The sequence below is a fragment of the Actinopolymorpha sp. B11F2 genome (assembly GCF_040195635.1).
Classification (GTDB): Bacteria; Actinomycetota; Actinomycetes; order Propionibacteriales; family Actinopolymorphaceae; genus Thermasporomyces.
This window is the reverse complement of the sequence record NZ_JBEFTX010000001.1, coordinates 615,814-632,611: the sequence shown is the minus strand read 5'-3', so window position 1 is coordinate 632,611 and position 16,798 is coordinate 615,814. Positions and strand designations below refer to the sequence as shown.

The window sequence follows — 16,798 nt, the reverse complement described above, 5'->3', positions numbered from 1 at the left end:
CCGCCGTACATCCAGCGGGACTCATGCGCTCCGCGGCGGACGGAAGTCCAGCTAGCTCGGCGCGAACGCCGCGGTCGTCACGCGGCCCTTCCGGACGTGGACGACGGTTCGTACGTCGTGGGATCCGGGCACGTCAGCCCTGACCTGCCAGCTACCGGGTGGCACGTCGACGATGCCGAACCATCCGCTGCCGTCGGTGAGCCCCGACGCCACCTTCGTGCCGGTACGCAGGTCGTGCACGCTGACGGTTCGCTGGTCCAGCGGCATGCCGTCCTGGCCGACGAGTTCTCCGGTGACGTGACCCGTCTCGGGCCGGGTCTTCCACGGCATCGAGGGGACCTTGGCCGGGCGGGCGAAGACTGGCTCGTCCGCACCGGTCGGGTCCTCCTGCGTGAACGCCGAGGCGAGTGCGGCGCGCTCGGCGTCGGCGAGGGAGGGATCGGCGTTGGCGGCCGCACTGGGGACCGCATAGGAGTAGCCGCTCCACCCCACGACCCTGTTGCCGGCGGCGGTGGATGTGAAGGCCGCCCGCGCCTGGCGCACGCTGTCGGGCACGCTGTTGAGGTAGACGGCTGGCCCGACGACGTTGTGCCGGCCCGCCTGCCAGTCGGCGAGGACCTCGTTCCACTCGCGGAACATCTGCTGCTGGTCGGGCAGGTGTTCGCGCTTGTAGTTCATGGCGACGGTGGTGTCGATGATCCCCTCGTCGAGCCAGCCCTTCCAGTCCTGCATGACCTCTGCGTAGGTGCGGGTGCGTTCCCAGCCGCCGACCGACTGCGGGCCGAAGCCGTAGGTGATGCCGTTGATGGAGAGCCTGGCGAGGGGCTTTCGTTCGTACATCGACAGGTAGATCTTGCGGACCAGAGCCGTGACCTGTGCGCGGCGCCACGCGCTCCACTGGAGGTCGGCCGGGGCCGGCGTGTCCGTGCGTCCGGTGGCGTCGCGGAACCGCTGCAGCGAGACGTCGGAGTAGCCCCAGTCGCTCGTCTCGGTCGTGGAGTTGTAGTCGGGGTAGCGGATGTAGTCGAGGTTGATCCCGTCGATGTCGTACTCGTCGACGATGCTGGCGATCCCGTCCACCACGTAGTCGGCGGCGGCGGGGTTGGCGGGGTCCATGACGTTCATCGTGTTGACCCGCTCGGCTCCGTCGACCCGCTTGTTGAGCCAGCGGTCGGCACCGGTTGCGGTCTCACCGTGGGTGTGGAACACGTGGTCGGGCGACGGTGGCGGAGTCGCTGCGTTCCACATCGGGGTGGCGTTGACCCAGGCGTGGACCTCGATGCCAGCGGCGTGTGCCTTCTCGATCACGTCGTCCAACGGGTCGAAGGCCGGGTCGATCGCCACGTGCGTACGCGGGAAGGCGGACCGGTTGCAGAAGCAGTCCATCCACCGGCCGACCTGAACGATCAGGGCGTTGGCTCCGAGAGCCTCGGCGTCGGCGACCAGTTTGTCGACGTTCTCCGGCGTGTAGATGCTCGGCCGGAACGAGTCGACCCAGTAGCTGCGCCACTGCGCGATCGGCTTCGGCTCCGCCGTGGCGGTCGGGGTCGGCCCGACCGAACTGGCGAGGAGGGCGCCCATCGCCCCGACCGCTCCCAGCGCGGAGATCGCACGGATGATCCGACCCATGGGCTGCTCCTCCCGGGATCCTGACGCTTCGGATGTGCCCTGCCGACGCATGCTCGCAGTACGAAGGGAAGTTACACCGGCGGGTCCACCGGTGGAAGCTGTTGCCGCCTCGGGCCACGGCCCAGGCTGTCGCCGGCCGCCGACCCGGCATGCCGAGACTCCCGCGGGCGCCGGTGTCGGCGGTCAGGACACCAGGTGGTCATCTAGGTTGGGATGCGTGCCGGGTAGGGGCGGACGCGGGGGCCGGGCCGCAGCGACGGCAGAGGGAGGTTGCGGGGTGACGCCACAGGCGCACGTGTGGACCACGGGACAGCTCGTCCGGCTGGGATTCGGGGAGCCTGACCGCATCCGGGAGACGCTGGGGGAGCTGGGTCCCAGGTTCGACCCCCTTCTCGAGGCCGCCGCCAGAGCGGCCGACCCCGACCAGGCGTTCTCCTTTCTCGCGGCACTCCTCGACGCCGCGCCGGACCGGGCGGAGCTCGAACGCCACCTCCTGACCGACCGCGCACTCCTGTCCAACCACGTGCTCCGGGGCCGACTCGCCGAGGTTCTCGGCGCAAGCAGCGGGCTGGCAGAGCATCTCCTGCGACATCCCGCGCACTGGCGTGAGCTCGCCGATCCCGAACTGAACCTGGTCCGACCGACCGCCACGGCGTTGCGTGTTGCACTCCTGGAGGCCGTCGGAGCCGACCCGTTGGCGGCCGAACCGGTCGCCGCCGAAGCCGGACCGGCCGCCCCCGACGCCCTGCGGGTGGGGTATCGCCGGCTGTTGCTGCGCCTCGCGGCCAGGGATCTGGCCATGGCGGTCTCGGTCGACGATGTGGCCGCCGAGCTTGCCGACCTTGCGGCTGCCGCGCTGGAGGCGGCTCTCGCGATCGCGCGCGCCCGGCTGCCCGAGGGTGCCGTGCCGTGCCGGTTGGCGGTGATCGGTATGGGCAAGTGCGGCGGCCACGAACTCAACTACGCAAGCGATGTCGACGTGTTGTTCGTCGCCGAGCCGGCGTCGCCGGGACCCGCGGGTCCCGGCCCGGACGGGGAGGTGGGCGCCCTGCGTACCGCCACCCAGCTCGCGTCCCAACTCATCCAGATCTGCTCCGACCACACGGCCGAAGGAACGCTCTGGCCGGTCGATGCGGCACTTCGCCCCGAGGGCCGCAGCGGACCGCTGGTTCGCACTGTCGCGAGCCACCTGGCCTACTACGAGCGGTGGGCGAAGACCTGGGAGTTCCAGGCTCTGCTGAAGGCGCGGACCGTCGCGGGTGACCGTGACCTCGGCGCGGCCTACCTCGAGGCGGTGACGCCGCTGGTGTGGCGCTCCGCGGACCGGCCAGGCTTCGTCGAGGACGTCCAGGCGATGCGGCGTCGAGTTGTCGACCACATCCCGGCGGCCGAGCTCGACCGTCAGCTCAAACTCGGGCCGGGTGGCCTGCGGGACGTGGAGTTCGCCGTCCAACTGCTGCAGCTCGTCCATGGCCGCGCGGATCCCACTCTGCACAGCCCGTCCACGCTGTGCGCGCTCGAAGCTCTCACCCAAGGCGGGTACGTAGGACGCGGTGACGGTGCCGCCCTGGCCGATGCGTACCGCTTCCTGCGTACGTTGGAACACCGCGTCCAGCTGACCCGGCTCCGGCGTACCCACCTGCTGCCCGCCGACGAACGGGAGCTACGCGCGCTCGGGCGTTCGTTGGGCTACTTCGCCGAGCCGGTCGCGGAGCTCACCCGGGTCTGGAAGCAGCACAAGCGCGAGGTCCACCGCCTGCACGAGAAGCTCTTCTACCGGCCGCTGCTGGCCGCTGTCGCACGGATCCCCGGCGAAGAGGCCCGGCTCACCCCGGAAGCCGCGCGCGTCAGGCTCACCGCGCTCGGCTTCTCCGATCCCGCCGCCGCGCTGCGTCATCTCGAGGCCCTGACCGCCGGGGTGTCCCGACGGGCCTCGATCCAGCGCACCCTGCTGCCGGTGATGCTCCACTGGTTCGCCGACGCACCGGATCCCGACGCGGGCCTGCTGGCGTTCCGGCAGGTCTCCGACGCGTTGGGCACCACCCCGTGGTACCTGCGGCTGCTGCGCGACGAGGGCATCACGGCCGAACGCATGGCCAGGGTGCTCGCGACGAGCAGGTTCGTCGTCGACCTCCTGCGCAGGGCGCCGGAGGCCGTCGCCATGCTCGGCGACGACGAGAGCCTCCGCCCGCGAAGCCGGGAACAGCTCGAGACGGAGACTCTCGCGGCGGCCGGGCGCCACGACGACCCCATGGCAGGGATCGGCGCCGTGCGTAACGTGCGTCGACGAGAGCTCTTCCGGATCGCCGCCGCCGACGTCCTCGGGCTGATCGATGTCGACGCCGTGGGCGAAGCACTCACCGACATCGCGACGGCCACCCTGGTGGGCGGGCTGACCGTCGCGGTCCGCGCGGTCGAGGCCGAACGCCGAAGGTCGCTGCCGACCCGGCTCGCTGTGATCGCGATGGGCCGCTTCGGTGGCCACGAGATGAGCTACGGCAGCGACGCCGACGTGATGTTCGTCCACGAGCCGCTCGCCGGCGCCAACGAGCAGGAGGCCGCCGAAGCCGCGACCGCCGTTGTCACCGAGCTGCGCCGACTGCTCGCGTCGCCGGCACCGGATCCACCCCTGGTCGTGGACGCCGACCTGCGGCCAGAGGGACGACAGGGACCGATGGTGCGGACGCTCCCGTCGTACGCGGCGTACTACCGCCGCTGGTCCCACGTCTGGGAGGCGCAGGCACTGCTGCGTGCCGAGCCGATCTGCGGCGACCCCGAACTGCGCCGACGCTTCGTGGAGCTGATCGATGCGATCCGCTGGCCAGCGGCTGGACTCCCCGAAAGCGACGCCCGTGAGATCCTCCGGATCAAGGCTCGGGTCGATGCCGAACGCCTGCCACGTGGCGCCGACCCGACCACCCACACCAAGCTCGGACGTGGCGGTCTGGCAGATGTCGAGTGGACGGCACAGCTGCTGCAGTTGCGCCACGCCGGCCGCCTGCCGGAGCTGCGGACGACTCGGACCGTCCAGGCGCTGCGGGCCGCCGCGTCGGCCGAGCTGATCGACAACTCCGACGCCGAGGCGCTCGTGTCGGCCTGGCGGCTCGCCACCCGCGCCCGCAACGCGGTGCTGCTGGTTCGGGACCAGCCGTCAGACTCCCTGCCGCGCGACCCCCGGGACCTCGCGGCCGTCTCCCGGGTCCTGGGATACGCGCCGCTCGAAGCTGGCCGCTTCCTCGAGGACTACCGGCGGGTCACGCGCCGTGCCCGGGCGGTCGTCGATCGCGTCTTCTGGCAGTGAGAAGTCGGCTCGACCGCCGCCGGCTACCCGGTCAGGGAGGAGCGGCCGTCGAGGCTGGCGAGGTCGGCGGCCACCTTGCCGGCGGCCCACCCGGCGGCGTTGGAGACCGACACCGAACGCGCCCTGGTGCGGGGGAACAGCTCGCCGAACAAGGCCTCGACCTCCTGTTCCCGGGCGGCGAGGACAGGCAGGAGCCGGCCGGATGACTCGGTATCGACCGTCGCCTGGCTGGCGGCATTCGCTTCGTGCAACCGCTCGCCGATGCGCGAGGAGTAGGACACGAGGAACGACTGGCGCCACGAACGCGTGCTCGACCGGCCGAACCTGCTCACCTGGCTGCCATGAGCGAGCATCGCTCGGTTGGCCTGCAACAGCAGCGACGTCGTGAGGATCTCGACCAACTCCAGGTCGACCTCCTCGCCGACGACGGTGACGTAGCCGGTCTTGTCCTCGACCACGGTGCGCGATCGGTTTGCCGTGGCGACCACGTGGACGAGCAACGACTTGGCGCTGACATACGGTGCGTCCAGCCAGATCCGCCGGGCGGTCGCACTGCCTGTGCCGGGCGTTCGCCCGGCACCGTCGACGTCGGCGTCGAGCAGTGCCCGGTCGAGCGAGAACTTCGTCATCAGCTCCTGCGCCTTGCTGGACAAGGCTTCCGCCTCGTCCGGGAACTCCGTCGACTCGGCCTTGGCCAGTAGTGCCCGGATGCGGGCGAGGACCTTGTCGTCGACATCGCCGCGCCCTGGTCGTTCGGGGGGTACGGACGCCTCCCCTGGAAGGGGAAGGATCTTCGTGGTGCGTGGCAGCGTCAGGCAGAAGCCCAGCACGGTCATCGCCGTCTGTAGGGCGGTGGAACGGTCACGGCCCTGACGGGTGCGCCACTGGTCGAGATGCGGCTGGTCGGATCGCCACCACAACGACCCGCCCAACTCGTCGAGCTGGGCGCGCCAGCGTGGATCGATCGTGGACTCGGCATAACGCTGGGTCTCGCCGAGGATCACGTCGGTGAGGTAGTCACGCTGCAGGGGGTCGAGCCGGCGACTGGCAAGCTCGGCGGCGTCGCGAGGTTGCCAGCCGCCCTCCCACATCCCGCGAACGCCGCGAAGCAGACAGGACCCGATCACGGTGTCGACCAGGCGCGCCTCCACCCCGGGAGCGGCGAGGTCCGTCGCCACTCGGCGGGAGATCTCCGCGTTGTCGCGGCCGGAGTAGGCAGCGGCAAGCACCCACCGCTCGATCTCCTCAGGCGTCGGCGTTGCTCCAGGAGACATCGCACGCACGGATCCGAGCCCAGCAGCCCCGAACTCGTCCGGCCGGAGGTCGGCGCGGCAGTGGGGACAGTCGCACAACGGGTCGCCGAACGGCGACGTCCCCTCACCACTGGCCCGTCCGGACCGACGCCGCCTCGCGCGCTGCTTGGCGGCCCTACGCTCGCGGCTGTTCCTTCCCACGTCGAGGTCTCCTCCCCGTCGGAGTTCGGTGTCGTGGCGCAGTCTGCCGCGTGCCACCGACAAGGTGGCGGAGACCCGCGGGGTGGGTGGTATCTGTGGTGGCGGAGGTCAGCTTCCTTCAGCTCGCCTCTTTCGTACCGACGATGCGAGTTCACGAAGCACGCCCTCGGTCACCTGCCAGCTCATGCACGCATCGGTGATGCTCTTGCCGTAGGTCAGCTGGTCGGCGTCGCCTTCGACGAGATCCTGCCGGCCTGGTTCGAGGAAGCTCTCCAGCATCATCCCGACGATGCCGTGCTGGCCGGTGGCCACCTGGTCCGCGACCGCCTTGGCGACGACCGGCTGGCGCAGGTGGTCCTTGCCACTGTTGCCGTGGCTCGCGTCGATGACCAGGCGTTCGGGAAGGCCCGCCTTCTCCAGCCGGAGCAGCGCATCGGCCACGTTCGCCGCGTCGTAGTTGGGGCCGGTCTGGCCGCCGCGCAGGATCACGTGACAGTCCGGATTCCCATGCGTGGTGAGAATGGCCGCGACGCCGTCGTCGGTGACTCCGGTGAAGACATGGCTCACTCCCGCGGCTCCCGCCGCGTCAACCGCGCCTTGCACGTCGCCGCCGGTGGAGTTCTTGAATCCCACCGGCATGGAGAGCCCGCTCGCGAGGTGGCGGTGGACCTGGCTCTCCGACGTCCTGGCACCGATGGCGCCCCAGCTCACCGTGTCGGCGATGTACTGCGGAATGATCGGGTCGAGGAACTCGCACCCCGCAGGCAGACCGAGCGACAACACGTCGAGAAGCACCTTGCGGGCCGTACGCAAGCCCTTGTTGACGTTGTAGCTTCCGTCGAGGTCCGGGTCGTTGATGAGCCCCTTCCAGCCCAGGGTCGTCCGCGGCTTCTCGAAGTAGACCCGCATCACGACGCAGAGGTCGTCGGCGAGTTCGGTGGTGAGGGCCGCGAGGCGTCGCGCGTAGTCGAGTGCGGCCGCGGGGTCATGGACCGAGCAGGGGCCTACGACGACGAGCAGCCGGTCGTCGTCACCGGACAGGATCCGGGTGACCTCCCGGCGACCACGGACGACCACGGCCGAGCCGGCCCGGTCCAGTGGGAGTTCGTCGCGGAGCAGGGCGGGGGAGAGGAGCGGCCTGGACTGGCTGATTCGAAGGTCGCGCACCGCCTCGCCAGCCGCGGTTTCGGCAGGATTGGCCGGACTGGCCGGAGCGGGGCTGGCCGGATTGGCCGGATTGGCCGGATTTGCGGGGGTGGCGGGATCGGTCAGATCGGCTGCGGAGCGTGGGGCGGGATCGGATGTTGACGACACGGGAAGGGCGTCCTTTCGGCTGGGGGCCGTCCCCGTCTGGGCGTTGGGGCCGGCTCGCCTGGTGGGCAACAAAAAGAGGCAGGGCCCTCGCGGACCGCTGCCTCTGCCGGCTCTGGATGGTTGAAGATCAGCGCATGGCGTCGCTGCCGCGCCCATCCAGGGCCGGCTCGCTAAACCAATAGCTCCATCGCACGGCAGTGACCCTACCCTGCCGAGCGCGGACCGGGCAACGCGGTCAGTCTGGGAGGGACGCGACGCGGCGGTCGGGGCGCTCGAGATACCTCTGGTCAGGCGGGCTGAAGCCGAACTGGGCATAGAGGCCGTGGGCGTCGTCGGTGTGCAGCGCCCATCGGAAGTGTGCACCCGGGCCACGGTCGATCATGGTCCGCACGAGTTCCTTGCCGAGGCCGTCGCCGCGTACCTCGGGCAGGACGTAGACGTCAGCCAGGTAGGCGAACGCCACGCCGTCGGAGATCGCCCGTGCGAAACCGACCATTCGGGCGTTCGTCGGCGTATAGGCACCGACCACCCGCCAGGCGGAAGCGAGTTGGCGTTCGACGTCCTCGCGGGTACGCCACCGGCCCCAGTAAGCATCGGTGGACAGGAACGCCCACAAACCCTCGACATCGATCCGCTCAGGACTGTCGTCGAGTTCGTACGGGCCGTGCGAGATGACCATGAGCGCCGAATCTAGCTACCCGAGCCCTCACCCGGTGAGCGTCCCCCGTGCGCCGATCCGGCGAGCGAGCACCTCGAAAGGGTTCTGCGGTTCGTCGACAGCCCGACCGAAGACGTGGACATGCACGTGCGGAGTTTCCTGGCCGGCACGGGGTCCATCGTTGAGGAAACAGCTCAGTCCGGTTGACCTGTGCCGGTGGGAGAAGACGGCGCGTACCTCTCGGAGCCTTTCTGCGTACGACACGATCTCCTGCGGATGAAGTGCCGCCGGACTCACGACGTGGCGGAGCGGCATCACCAGCACACTTGCCGCCACCAGCGGAGCGCGAGGCCTGAGGACACGAACACCATCGGCGCGCCAGAGTTCCTGCTCTCGTTCGACGGCTGGGACGCAGCCGTCGCAGGTCGCGGGGTCGACCTCGGGACCGGGAGGCGGCATCGGTTCTGCCGTCGCGAACGCCAGGCTCAGTCGTCGGTCCAGATCCTCCTGCTCTGCAGGCGACATCGGTGCTGGACGTTCGTGCAGAGGCAGTGCCATCACCCGGACAGGCTTGACGCGCTCAAGCCGGTTGCGGCCGAAGACATGGATCGTGGGTTGGTCCGACTCCGGGACCGGCTCTCCGATGCCGCTCCCGTACGGGACCCACGACCAGGCGAAACTCAACCCGAACCCGTCGCACCCGAGGACAGCATGGAGACCAGCCTGCGCAGCCCGATAGACATGAGCGAGATCGGCGGCAACGTCCGGCGTCGGTTGGTCGTTCGGACTGCCGCTCCGGAGGCGCAACGCCACATGTGCCTCGGTGAGGGGGTACGCCGGTCGTACGATCTGCCAGTGTTCGGAATCCAGTAACACCACTTCTCGTCGATCGCTCGCGTATGTACGCGTAGCCATCCTCACCCGGCCGCGAGGGGGGTGGACACCCACCAGAGAACGCCGAACGGGTCGAAAAGTCCTGCTTCCCGTACTCCATAGGTCCGGTCGCCAGGTGCCGACTTCAGCGTCGCGCCCGCCGCCAACGCCTGCTCGACGGTGGCATCGACATCGGGAACGTAGAGCGACAGGCAGATGTTCGGGTGATCGTCGGCCACCGTACTGGTCTTGCTGTCTGGACCCAGGAGCAGTCGCGATCCGTCGATGTCGAGCTCCGCATGGAGAACCGTGCCGCGATCGTCGGTGTAGGTCGAGGCCACGGTCGCGCCGAATGCGGCCTGGTAGAACTCGATCGCCACCGGTACGTCAGGCATCGCCAGGCCGGGCGCCAGCGCGCCGCGACCGTCGGGGATATAGCTCATCGACTTCCTCCATGGCTCGGGCGGGGCCTGTGGCCACCTATCCTGGCCAAGGCTCAACTTCCGCGCAACAGATGTGCTGCGAGGCCGGGCTCGCCGCCGGGCTAGATGCTTCGAGATACTCGCGGCATGGTTGTCGCTCTTCGGCGGCCATTCTGGGAGGACATGTGATCGTTCTGCTCTCGGTCGTTGGTGTCGCGGGTGTCGCGATCTTGTGGGCGGAGGTGGTGCACTGGCGGGCCTCTCGCAGTCTGACGAGTCCCGATCGGGCTGGAGCGGAGGCGATCGTCGTGCTGGGGTACCGCAATCCGAGTAGCGAGAACGCGAATGTGCTGAACCGCTGGCGGGTGCGTGCGGGTCTGCGTTCGATCGATCCTCATGCCTCATCGTCTCGACTCGTGTTCTGCGGCGGACCTCACGAGGCGACGGTGATGGCTCGTTACGCAACCGAGCAGTGCGGATTCACCGGTGATGTCGTCGTCGAGGAACGGTCGCGTACGACGTGGGAGAACGTCGAGAACGTCATTCCCCTCATCGGCGACGTCGACCGCATCAAGTTCGTTTCCCATCCGCTCCACGCGCAGAAGGCGCGACTCTATCTTCAGCGCCAGCGGCCGGACCTCGCATCCCGAATGGTTCGGTCAGCGGATTACCGGTTCGGGGAGTGGGCACCGCTCAAGCCACTGTTCGCTGCGTACGGCCTCGTGGACCTGGCGAAGACGAAGAAGAACCTCGCGGCGTCGGCATAACTGATGGCGAGCCCACCGCCAGGGCGTGGGCTGCGGAGTGGGTGAGATACCTGGAAAGCGGGCCGGACTGCACACGTCGGCGCCGATCTACGAACGACTTGGCTATCGAGGCGAGGCCGGGCCTCAGGACAGATCGATCCGCCAGTGGTGACAGTGCAGCGTGCGCCCCGCGAAATCGAGGTCGCACGCTCCGAGGTTCGCGAACCCGTTCTTCTCACACACCTTGTTGGACGCGGCATTCGTCACTGCAGGAAAGGCATGGATCCGCCCGAACTTCCGCTCTCGCCGCCTTCTCGAGCACGGAACGCACGGTCTGACTGGCAATTCCTCGATTCTGGAACTCGGAAAGGACCATCCACCCGATCTCGACGATCTCCTCACCCTCATGTGAGGACTCAAAGACCCCGACCCAGCCGACAGCCGAGGACGAACCGTCCAGCATCACTTTGAGCGGCCAGCACCGTCCCTCGGCGGCCATTGCGAGGGACTTCGTGTGCGCGCGCTCGATGGCCTCTGGCGGGCGTGGACCACCCAGCTCGGCCATCATCACCGGCTCGGTTTCGGTCACCAACCGTAGCTCGACGTCCTCGGCGGTCATCATCTCCAGCGGTGACAGTAACGCCCGCGACCGACATTCTTCCCCGGTTGCCGGCGCCTCGCTGCGCGCCTCTCTGTCGTGCATGGCCGCACGTCGTCCGGTCCTAAAGGGTGCCGTTGTGCAGTGCGGCGAGCTGGTCGTCGTACCAGGGGATCCACTCTGAGGATCTTGTTTCCTCCTCCAGGCCATCGAGCCCGGCGCTTGAGGAGGTGGAGCGTTGTCGCCGCGACCCTGTCGTGCTGTCGGATCGATGACGACCGGCGTCCCGGAAGCTTTCAAAGAAGTCCGGGATGGGGTGTCGGATCGGGGCGGTGGTGTTCGTAGCAGGGGTGAGGCCGCCCACAGGGGCGGCGCGCCAAGGCAAAGGAACCGCGATCATGAAGCTTACGACCATGACTCAGGTCGCCATCGACGGAGTGACGCAGGGACACGGCGCCGCGTCGGAGCCTTGAACGAGCCCCCCAAGTACGTTGCCTCGACCGCGCTCACCGCGCCGCGTTGGGAGGGCACGACCGTTCTCCGCGGTGACCTCGCGGCGGGCGTGACGATCCAGGTCTACCGACCGGCCGGGCGCCTGCGGTATGCAACGGCCTGAAGTCCCTGACCACCGAACCACGCTGTCTTGACACCACAGGAGATGATCTTCAGATGCAGTACCTGGTTTCCGTGATCGATGACAAGAGCAATCCCGACAGCACGGACAGGCAGCCTGCCATCAGCGCGTTCAACGAACGACTGATCGCCGAGGGCTACTGGGTTTTCGCAGGCGGACTCGCCGACACCGACGCGGCCACGGTCATCGACAACCGGGGCGAGCAGGCGGTGTTCAGCGACGGGCCTTTTGTGGAGTCGAAGGAGTACCTCGCCGGTATCTGGGTGTGGGAGGCCCCCGATCTGGATGTGGCGCTCGAGCTCGCCACCGAGGCGTCGAAGGTCTGCGATCGGAAGATCGAGGTGCGGCCGTTCCTGTGAACACCCCCGGTCGGTGCCGCGTCTGGCCTCGGGTTGGCGCTGGTTGTACAGACCAGCCCTCCTGGTCGTCAAGCCCTCTGATCCGGCCGGAGTCCCCACGGAGCGCTGGCTCAGCCCGGGCCGTTGGGATGGGTGAGGTCGTAGGCGCGGGAGAGCTTCTTGGGGACGACCATGCGCCAAGCGTCGACGACCAGCTCGCGGGCCTCGATCGGGTCCAGTGCCGCCAGCTCAGCGTGGACCCAGTTGAAGCGCATGTCCGACGCCGATGGCATCTGGAACTTGTGCGGCTCGCTCGCGACGAGGGCGGCCCGCTCCTCCTTGGGGTACGCGAAGCCCATCACGCTCTCGTCGAGGGAGAACGCCACGTAGACGATCTGCCCGACGCGGAACTTCAACTTGCCGCGTACGTACACCTGGTAAGAGCGCTCCAACCCGGCGCCCAGCGCCCGAACGTCTTCGATCACCGCCATGCTCGGAACCCCTCGATCATGGGGCGGGGCGGGCCCGCCGGTCCGCACGCCGTCCAGCAACCACAGCTACCTCAGCAAGACCAAGATGCCCGCCCAGAAGCGGACACCTTCAGATGAGCCAACGACTCACCGCACGCGGGCATCTTGACATGAGGCATCAGGCCTCGCGCGCGGACAGGAGGCTGGCAGAGTCGCTGGCCAGCTATCAGGAGCACCCTGACGAGAGCGTGCGAGACAACGAGGGTGCGGCGACGACGGTCCCGGCTCCCTCCCGTGGCGCCACCGTTATTCATCGGCGTCGTAGACGGTCAGCTCGCCATGTTCGGAGAAGCCATGCTCGGAGAAGAGGCCGGGAAGGTTCGTCGGTTGGTCGCGAAGCTCGGCGTCGAGGAAGCCGAGCGTCATCTCGGTGATGATGCGGTTGCCTTCGGTGCGTCCGAGGGAGCCGACCAGCGACGGCACCGGCGGCATCCACAGGGGCGCGTCGGTGAAGGTCGGGTGGGCGGTGCCGGGGATGGTGAGCATGTAGGCGGTCGTCGTGCTGCGCTCGAGTGCCCGCCCCAGATCGGGGAGGTAGGTGGGGTTGTCCTCCAGTCCGATCTGGCTGGTCAGCGCCAGAACTGGCTGGTCATATGGCCCGGGATCGCCGTCGTATGGACGGCCGTCGAGGGCGATCACCGCTGAGAAGCGCTCATCGGTGCGGGCCGCTTGGAAGGCGCCGCCTACGCCGGCCGACATGCCGACGACCGCGGCGCGGTCGGTGTTAAGCCGACCGGCGAGGATGCTCCGCACGTCGCCGCTGTCGAGGCGGCCGAGGTGGGTGAGGGCCGAACTGAGATCGCTGGCCCTCACCGCCGCCAACCTCTCGGCCAACCGGTAGGCGTCGAAGCCGGCGCGCTCCTGCCTGCGAACCTGCTCCGCCCTGCGAACCGTCCGGCCGTCGGCGAACCTGACCGCGGCCGTGTCGTAGGGGTGGTCGAGCGCGGCGACCACGTAGCCGTGGCTGGCCAACTCCTCGGCCCAGGCGGTGTTCGTGGTCCGCCCCATGCCACCACCCGGCGAGAACAGCACCACCGGGAACCGCTCCAGATCGTGGGCGACCGGCCCGTCGGGCACCGCGTTGGTGCGGGCCACCACCTGGCTGTCGAAGACGAACCGGGGGATTCCGAGGAAGTGTCCGACGCCCTCGGCGACGGCGTTCGCCTCGGCCTCCGAGCGGCCCAGGTAGAACGCCCGCTCCGCCTCGTCCGGGCTCGCTTCGGCCGGATACCAGATCTGGGCCTGCAGCGCACGCACATCGTCGGCATCGGTCGTCCACGTCTCGGGCCGATCGGGTTCGGTCCACTCGATGACGGTGGTGCCGACCGCGTAGGTGCCGGTCGGCGTGGGGAAGTCCGGGATGGGGAAGGCGACCGCCGCGCCCAGACCGGCGACGATCGCCAGGACGCCGGCCGCCGAACCTGGTCCGGCCAGCCACCAGCGGATCCGCCGACCGCCGGGCTTCCCCCACATGGTCCGGGCCGTGAACGGCAGCACTACCACGACCGCCACCAGCACCGGGATCATCTGCCAGCGAAGACCGACCACCGCGAGCACCGCCGCCGACGCCAACGACACCGCTGCGGCGCCGATCGCGACTCGGCGCCGGAATCGCGGCGGCAGCCAGCGGGCCAACACCAGCGCGAGTCCGCCCACGACCAGGACTGCTTCGATCGGCGTCATGCCGATTCCGCTGATCATCTCGTTGGCAGACGCGAGGGGAAGGGAGGCCGGGTCAGTACTCCTGCTCGATGCTGGCATGACGGCTCCAGAGCGGGCAGCCTCGAGTGCCGCCCGGGTAGGGTTTCGTGGTGGAAGCCCAGCGCCTGGGCGACCATGGGTATCGGGCTACAGGAAGTGCTGACACTGCGCGGCGGTCCGTCCGGCCAGGATGGGGATGCCGAGGTGGCCGATGAGGCGGTGCGGGTGTTCTATTCGGCGAGCGCCTGGACCGGTGTGACGCGGGTGGCGAGTCGGGTCGGTACGACGGCGGCGATGAGGGTGAGGACTGCGGTCGCCGCGATGACGGTGACGGTCGGCCAGAGTGGTAGGGCGGGGGCGACGAGGGTGCTGGTGAACGGCTGGTCTGGGTCGACCCGGATGAATCCGAGGAGCGATTGCGCTCCGGCCCATCCGTAGGCGATGCCGAGGAGGAGGCCCGTGGCGAGCGCGGCGATGGTGATGTGCGCGGCTTCGAGGAGCACGACGCGTCGTACCTGGCCGTTGGAGAGACCGAGTGCGCGCAGCAGGCCGAGCTCGCGCCGGCGTTGGATGACGCCGAGCGCGAGGAGGTTGACGAGTCCGACGCCGGCGATGACCGCCGACACGGCGACCAGGGCCATCATGATGGCCGCGAACGTGTCGAGCGGCGCCGCGAGCGCGGGTGGCAGCTCGCCGCCCGCGGCCGCCGCCAGCACACCTTTGGCCGAGTCGGTCGCGACGGCGAACATGGTCACGAGCGTGACGCCCATGACGACGCCGATCGCCATGCGGCTCGACCGTTCGGGGTAGCGCAGCGCGTTCTCGGCGGCCAGGCGTGCGGTTGCCGATCTGCCGAACGCACGGCCGACGAGCCGCAGCACGGGCGGCATGACGAGCGTCGCGCCGAGTGAGAGCCCGGTGAACGACAGGATGCCGCCGAAGAACGCCACCACGACGCCCAGGGGCGTGAAGAGTCCGGTGAGGATTCCCAGCGCGAGCAGCACGCCGCCGGTCACGAACACCGCGATCGCCGCCGCGTTGCGGCCCTTGCTGCGTACGAGATCACCGTGGGAGCTGTCGACCGACCCGCCGAGCGCCTCCAGCGGTGTCACGGTGAGCACGCGGCGCGAACCCGCCCAGGCCGCGGTCCACGTCGTGAGCGTCACGACTGCGGCAGGGAACAGGAGGGCGGGCTGGACGACCGCGTACTGGAGACCCTCCAGCCTCAGCAGCTCGGTTCCGAGGGCGACGCCTACCGCCGCGAACGCCGTGCCGCCGACGAGTCCGGCGAACGCACCGATCGCTCCGACAACGAGACCCTGGCGAGCGACCTCTGCGCGCTGCGCCCGCGCCGACGCCCCGATCAAACGGAGGAGCGCGATGCGCCGGGTGCGACCCGCAACGATCGTCGAGAACGTGTTGGCCGTCACGATCGCCGCGACGTACACGGCGACACCCAGCAGGATCAGCGTCAGAAAGCTCTGTACGAAGGCGAGCGTCCCGCTGTCGCCGATGTAGGGGTCCGCCTCCAGCATGGCGGCGATGAACCCTGTCGCCGAGATGAGCAGGACGCCGAACGCGCTCGAGATCGCCGCGACCAGGATCGACGCGCCCATGCCGCGCTCGCGCAGCCACGGGAGCGGCGCGGCGACCCGCGGCCGCGACGAGGTGTGGACGTTGCCCGTCGCGGCGCTCATGCCGATACCCCCTCGGTCGCGCCGGAGGCGGCGGGCGCGGCGACGGAGGCCGTGCCGAGCTCGGTCGCAAGCATGAACGCCGAGAGCTCCTCGGCGGTCTGGCGAGGCTTGTCGGCGACGATGCGGCCGTCGCCGAGGAACAGCACGCGGTCGGCGTGCGAGGCGGCCACCGCGTCGTGTGTCACCATCGCGATCGACTGGCCGTGCTCGCCGCACGCCTCCCGCAGCAGCGCGAGCACCTCGCGGCCCGAGCGCGAGTCGAGGTTGCCGGTCGGCTCGTCGGCGAAGACAAGGTCGGGCGCCGTTGCGAGGGCGCGGGCAATCGCGACGCGCTGCTGCTGACCTCCGGAGAGCTCGTGCGGACGATGGTGCAGCCGCTCGTGCAGGCCGAGCGTCTTGACGAGACCGTCGATGCGCGCCTCCTCGAGCGCCGACGGCCGGCGGCCGTCGAGGTCGAACGGCAACAGGATGTTGGCCCGCGCGTCGAGCGTCGGGACCAGATTGAACGCCTGGAACACGAACCCGACCCGGCGACGACGCAAGATCGTCAGGTCGAGGTCGGACAGGCCCGTGATCTCGGTGTCGCCGATCCACGCGCGGCCGCGGGTCGGGACGTCCAGTCCGGCCATGATGTGCATGAGGGTCGACTTGCCCGATCCGGACGGTCCCATGACGGCGGTGAACTCGCCGCGGCGGATGCCGACGCTGACGTCGTCGAGCGCGCGCACCTCGCTCTCGCCGGCGCCGTAGGTCTTCGTGAGGTGCCGCACCCGTGCCGCGAGGCCGAGGCCGGTCGATGTCCGTTCCATGCCTTCGACGCTATGGACCGTCCGGCACCCGGCGCGTCTGCCGGCAGAGGTATTCGCGTACATCGTCAGGATGATTCGAATGGGAGGGCCAGAA

At 69.3% G+C, this 16,798-nt stretch carries 15 protein-coding genes; 4 read left to right on the top strand and 11 right to left on the bottom strand.

Features of this window, described 5'->3' with window-relative positions; genetic code table 11:
- Positions 1-51 precede the first annotated feature (51 nt).
- Positions 52-1,629 carry a family 10 glycosylhydrolase gene (locus ABN034_RS02855; protein ID WP_349689382.1) on the bottom strand — a complete coding sequence of 526 codons (1,578 nt, stop codon included), beginning with the start codon at positions 1,627-1,629 and terminating at the stop codon, positions 52-54.
- A 277-nt stretch (positions 1,630-1,906) separates the two neighbouring features.
- On the opposite strand from ABN034_RS02855, the gene ABN034_RS02850 reads away from it, so the two are divergent.
- Positions 1,907-4,930: a bifunctional [glutamine synthetase] adenylyltransferase/[glutamine synthetase]-adenylyl-L-tyrosine phosphorylase gene (locus ABN034_RS02850; protein WP_349689381.1), complete on the top strand. Its 3,024-nt coding sequence runs from the start codon at positions 1,907-1,909 to the stop codon at positions 4,928-4,930.
- 23 nt (positions 4,931-4,953) lie between these two features.
- On the opposite strand, the gene ABN034_RS02845 is transcribed toward ABN034_RS02850, so the two are convergent.
- The 5 genes from ABN034_RS02845 to ABN034_RS02825 all read right to left on the bottom strand — a co-directional run bounded on the left by ABN034_RS02845 (position 4,954) and on the right by ABN034_RS02825 (position 9,672).
- On the bottom strand, positions 4,954-6,384 hold the full coding sequence (locus ABN034_RS02845) for a DUF2786 domain-containing protein (RefSeq protein WP_349689380.1): 1,431 nt from the start codon (positions 6,382-6,384) through the stop codon (positions 4,954-4,956).
- A gap of 108 nt (positions 6,385-6,492) precedes the next feature.
- Complete coding sequence (locus ABN034_RS02840) at positions 6,493-7,698, bottom strand: 3-deoxy-7-phosphoheptulonate synthase (RefSeq protein WP_349689379.1); 1,206 nt, start codon at positions 7,696-7,698, stop codon at positions 6,493-6,495.
- Positions 7,699-7,933: 235 nt separating this feature from the next.
- The gene (locus tag ABN034_RS02835; RefSeq protein WP_349689378.1) at positions 7,934-8,377 is read right to left on the bottom strand and encodes a GNAT family N-acetyltransferase; all 444 of its coding nucleotides are present in this window, start codon (positions 8,375-8,377) and stop codon (positions 7,934-7,936) included.
- A 27-nt stretch (positions 8,378-8,404) separates the two neighbouring features.
- Entirely contained in the window at positions 8,405-9,232 is an 828-nt protein-coding gene (locus ABN034_RS02830) for an HIT family protein (RefSeq protein WP_349689377.1), read from the bottom strand.
- Between the two features lie 41 nt (positions 9,233-9,273).
- Positions 9,274-9,672: a VOC family protein gene (locus tag ABN034_RS02825; RefSeq protein WP_349689376.1), complete on the bottom strand. Its 399-nt coding sequence runs from the start codon at positions 9,670-9,672 to the stop codon at positions 9,274-9,276.
- 164 nt (positions 9,673-9,836) lie between these two features.
- On the opposite strand from ABN034_RS02825, the gene ABN034_RS02820 reads away from it, so the two are divergent.
- Positions 9,837-10,418, top strand: a complete 582-nt coding sequence (locus tag ABN034_RS02820; protein WP_349689375.1) for a YdcF family protein — start codon at positions 9,837-9,839, stop codon at positions 10,416-10,418.
- 214 nt (positions 10,419-10,632) lie between these two features.
- Here ABN034_RS02820 and ABN034_RS02815 read toward each other — a convergent pair whose 3' ends face one another.
- On the bottom strand, positions 10,633-11,100 hold the full coding sequence (locus ABN034_RS02815) for a GNAT family N-acetyltransferase (protein WP_349689374.1): 468 nt from the start codon (positions 11,098-11,100) through the stop codon (positions 10,633-10,635).
- A gap of 364 nt (positions 11,101-11,464) precedes the next feature.
- On the opposite strand from ABN034_RS02815, the gene ABN034_RS02810 reads away from it, so the two are divergent.
- The gene (locus ABN034_RS02810) at positions 11,465-11,611 is read left to right on the top strand and encodes a hypothetical protein (RefSeq protein WP_349689373.1); all 147 of its coding nucleotides are present in this window, start codon (positions 11,465-11,467) and stop codon (positions 11,609-11,611) included.
- Positions 11,612-11,664: 53 nt separating this feature from the next.
- Positions 11,665-11,988, top strand: coding sequence for a YciI family protein (locus tag ABN034_RS02805; protein ID WP_349689372.1), 324 nt, complete (start codon positions 11,665-11,667; stop codon positions 11,986-11,988).
- A 110-nt stretch (positions 11,989-12,098) separates the two neighbouring features.
- Here ABN034_RS02805 and ABN034_RS02800 read toward each other — a convergent pair whose 3' ends face one another.
- From ABN034_RS02800 to ABN034_RS02785, 4 genes are all read right to left on the bottom strand, one after another.
- The gene (locus tag ABN034_RS02800; protein ID WP_349689371.1) at positions 12,099-12,458 is read right to left on the bottom strand and encodes an MmcQ/YjbR family DNA-binding protein; all 360 of its coding nucleotides are present in this window, start codon (positions 12,456-12,458) and stop codon (positions 12,099-12,101) included.
- Positions 12,459-12,743: 285 nt separating this feature from the next.
- Positions 12,744-14,258, bottom strand: coding sequence for an alpha/beta hydrolase family protein (locus ABN034_RS02795; RefSeq protein WP_349689370.1), 1,515 nt, complete (start codon positions 14,256-14,258; stop codon positions 12,744-12,746).
- A gap of 170 nt (positions 14,259-14,428) precedes the next feature.
- A complete protein-coding gene (locus tag ABN034_RS02790; RefSeq protein WP_349689369.1) occupies positions 14,429-15,895 on the bottom strand; it encodes an ABC transporter permease in 1,467 nt (488 codons plus the stop codon).
- On the bottom strand, positions 15,892-16,704 hold the full coding sequence (locus tag ABN034_RS02785) for an ABC transporter ATP-binding protein (RefSeq protein WP_349689368.1): 813 nt from the start codon (positions 16,702-16,704) through the stop codon (positions 15,892-15,894). The genes ABN034_RS02790 and ABN034_RS02785 overlap by 4 nt, the downstream gene beginning before the upstream one ends.
- Positions 16,705-16,798: the final 94 nt, after the last annotated feature.

What these genes read in the sequence shown, in the direction of transcription:
- ABN034_RS02795 (WP_349689370.1), bottom strand. Translation starts at nt 14,258, where the DNA reads ATGCCAGCATCGAGCAGGAGTACTGACCCGGCCTCCCTTCCCCTCGCG.
- ABN034_RS02825 (WP_349689376.1), bottom strand. Translation starts at nt 9,672, where the DNA reads ATGAGCTATATCCCCGACGGTCGCGGCGCGCTGGCGCCCGGCCTGGCG.
- ABN034_RS02785 (WP_349689368.1), bottom strand. Translation starts at nt 16,704, where the DNA reads ATGGAACGGACATCGACCGGCCTCGGCCTCGCGGCACGGGTGCGGCAC.
- ABN034_RS02815 (WP_349689374.1), bottom strand. Translation starts at nt 11,100, where the DNA reads ATGCACGACAGAGAGGCGCGCAGCGAGGCGCCGGCAACCGGGGAAGAA.
- ABN034_RS02790 (WP_349689369.1), bottom strand. Translation starts at nt 15,895, where the DNA reads ATGAGCGCCGCGACGGGCAACGTCCACACCTCGTCGCGGCCGCGGGTC.
- ABN034_RS02835 (WP_349689378.1), bottom strand. Translation starts at nt 8,377, where the DNA reads ATGGTCATCTCGCACGGCCCGTACGAACTCGACGACAGTCCTGAGCGG.
- ABN034_RS02800 (WP_349689371.1), bottom strand. Translation starts at nt 12,458, where the DNA reads ATGGCGGTGATCGAAGACGTTCGGGCGCTGGGCGCCGGGTTGGAGCGC.
- ABN034_RS02855 (WP_349689382.1), bottom strand. Translation starts at nt 1,629, where the DNA reads ATGGGTCGGATCATCCGTGCGATCTCCGCGCTGGGAGCGGTCGGGGCG.
- ABN034_RS02805 (WP_349689372.1), top strand. Translation starts at nt 11,665, where the DNA reads ATGCAGTACCTGGTTTCCGTGATCGATGACAAGAGCAATCCCGACAGC.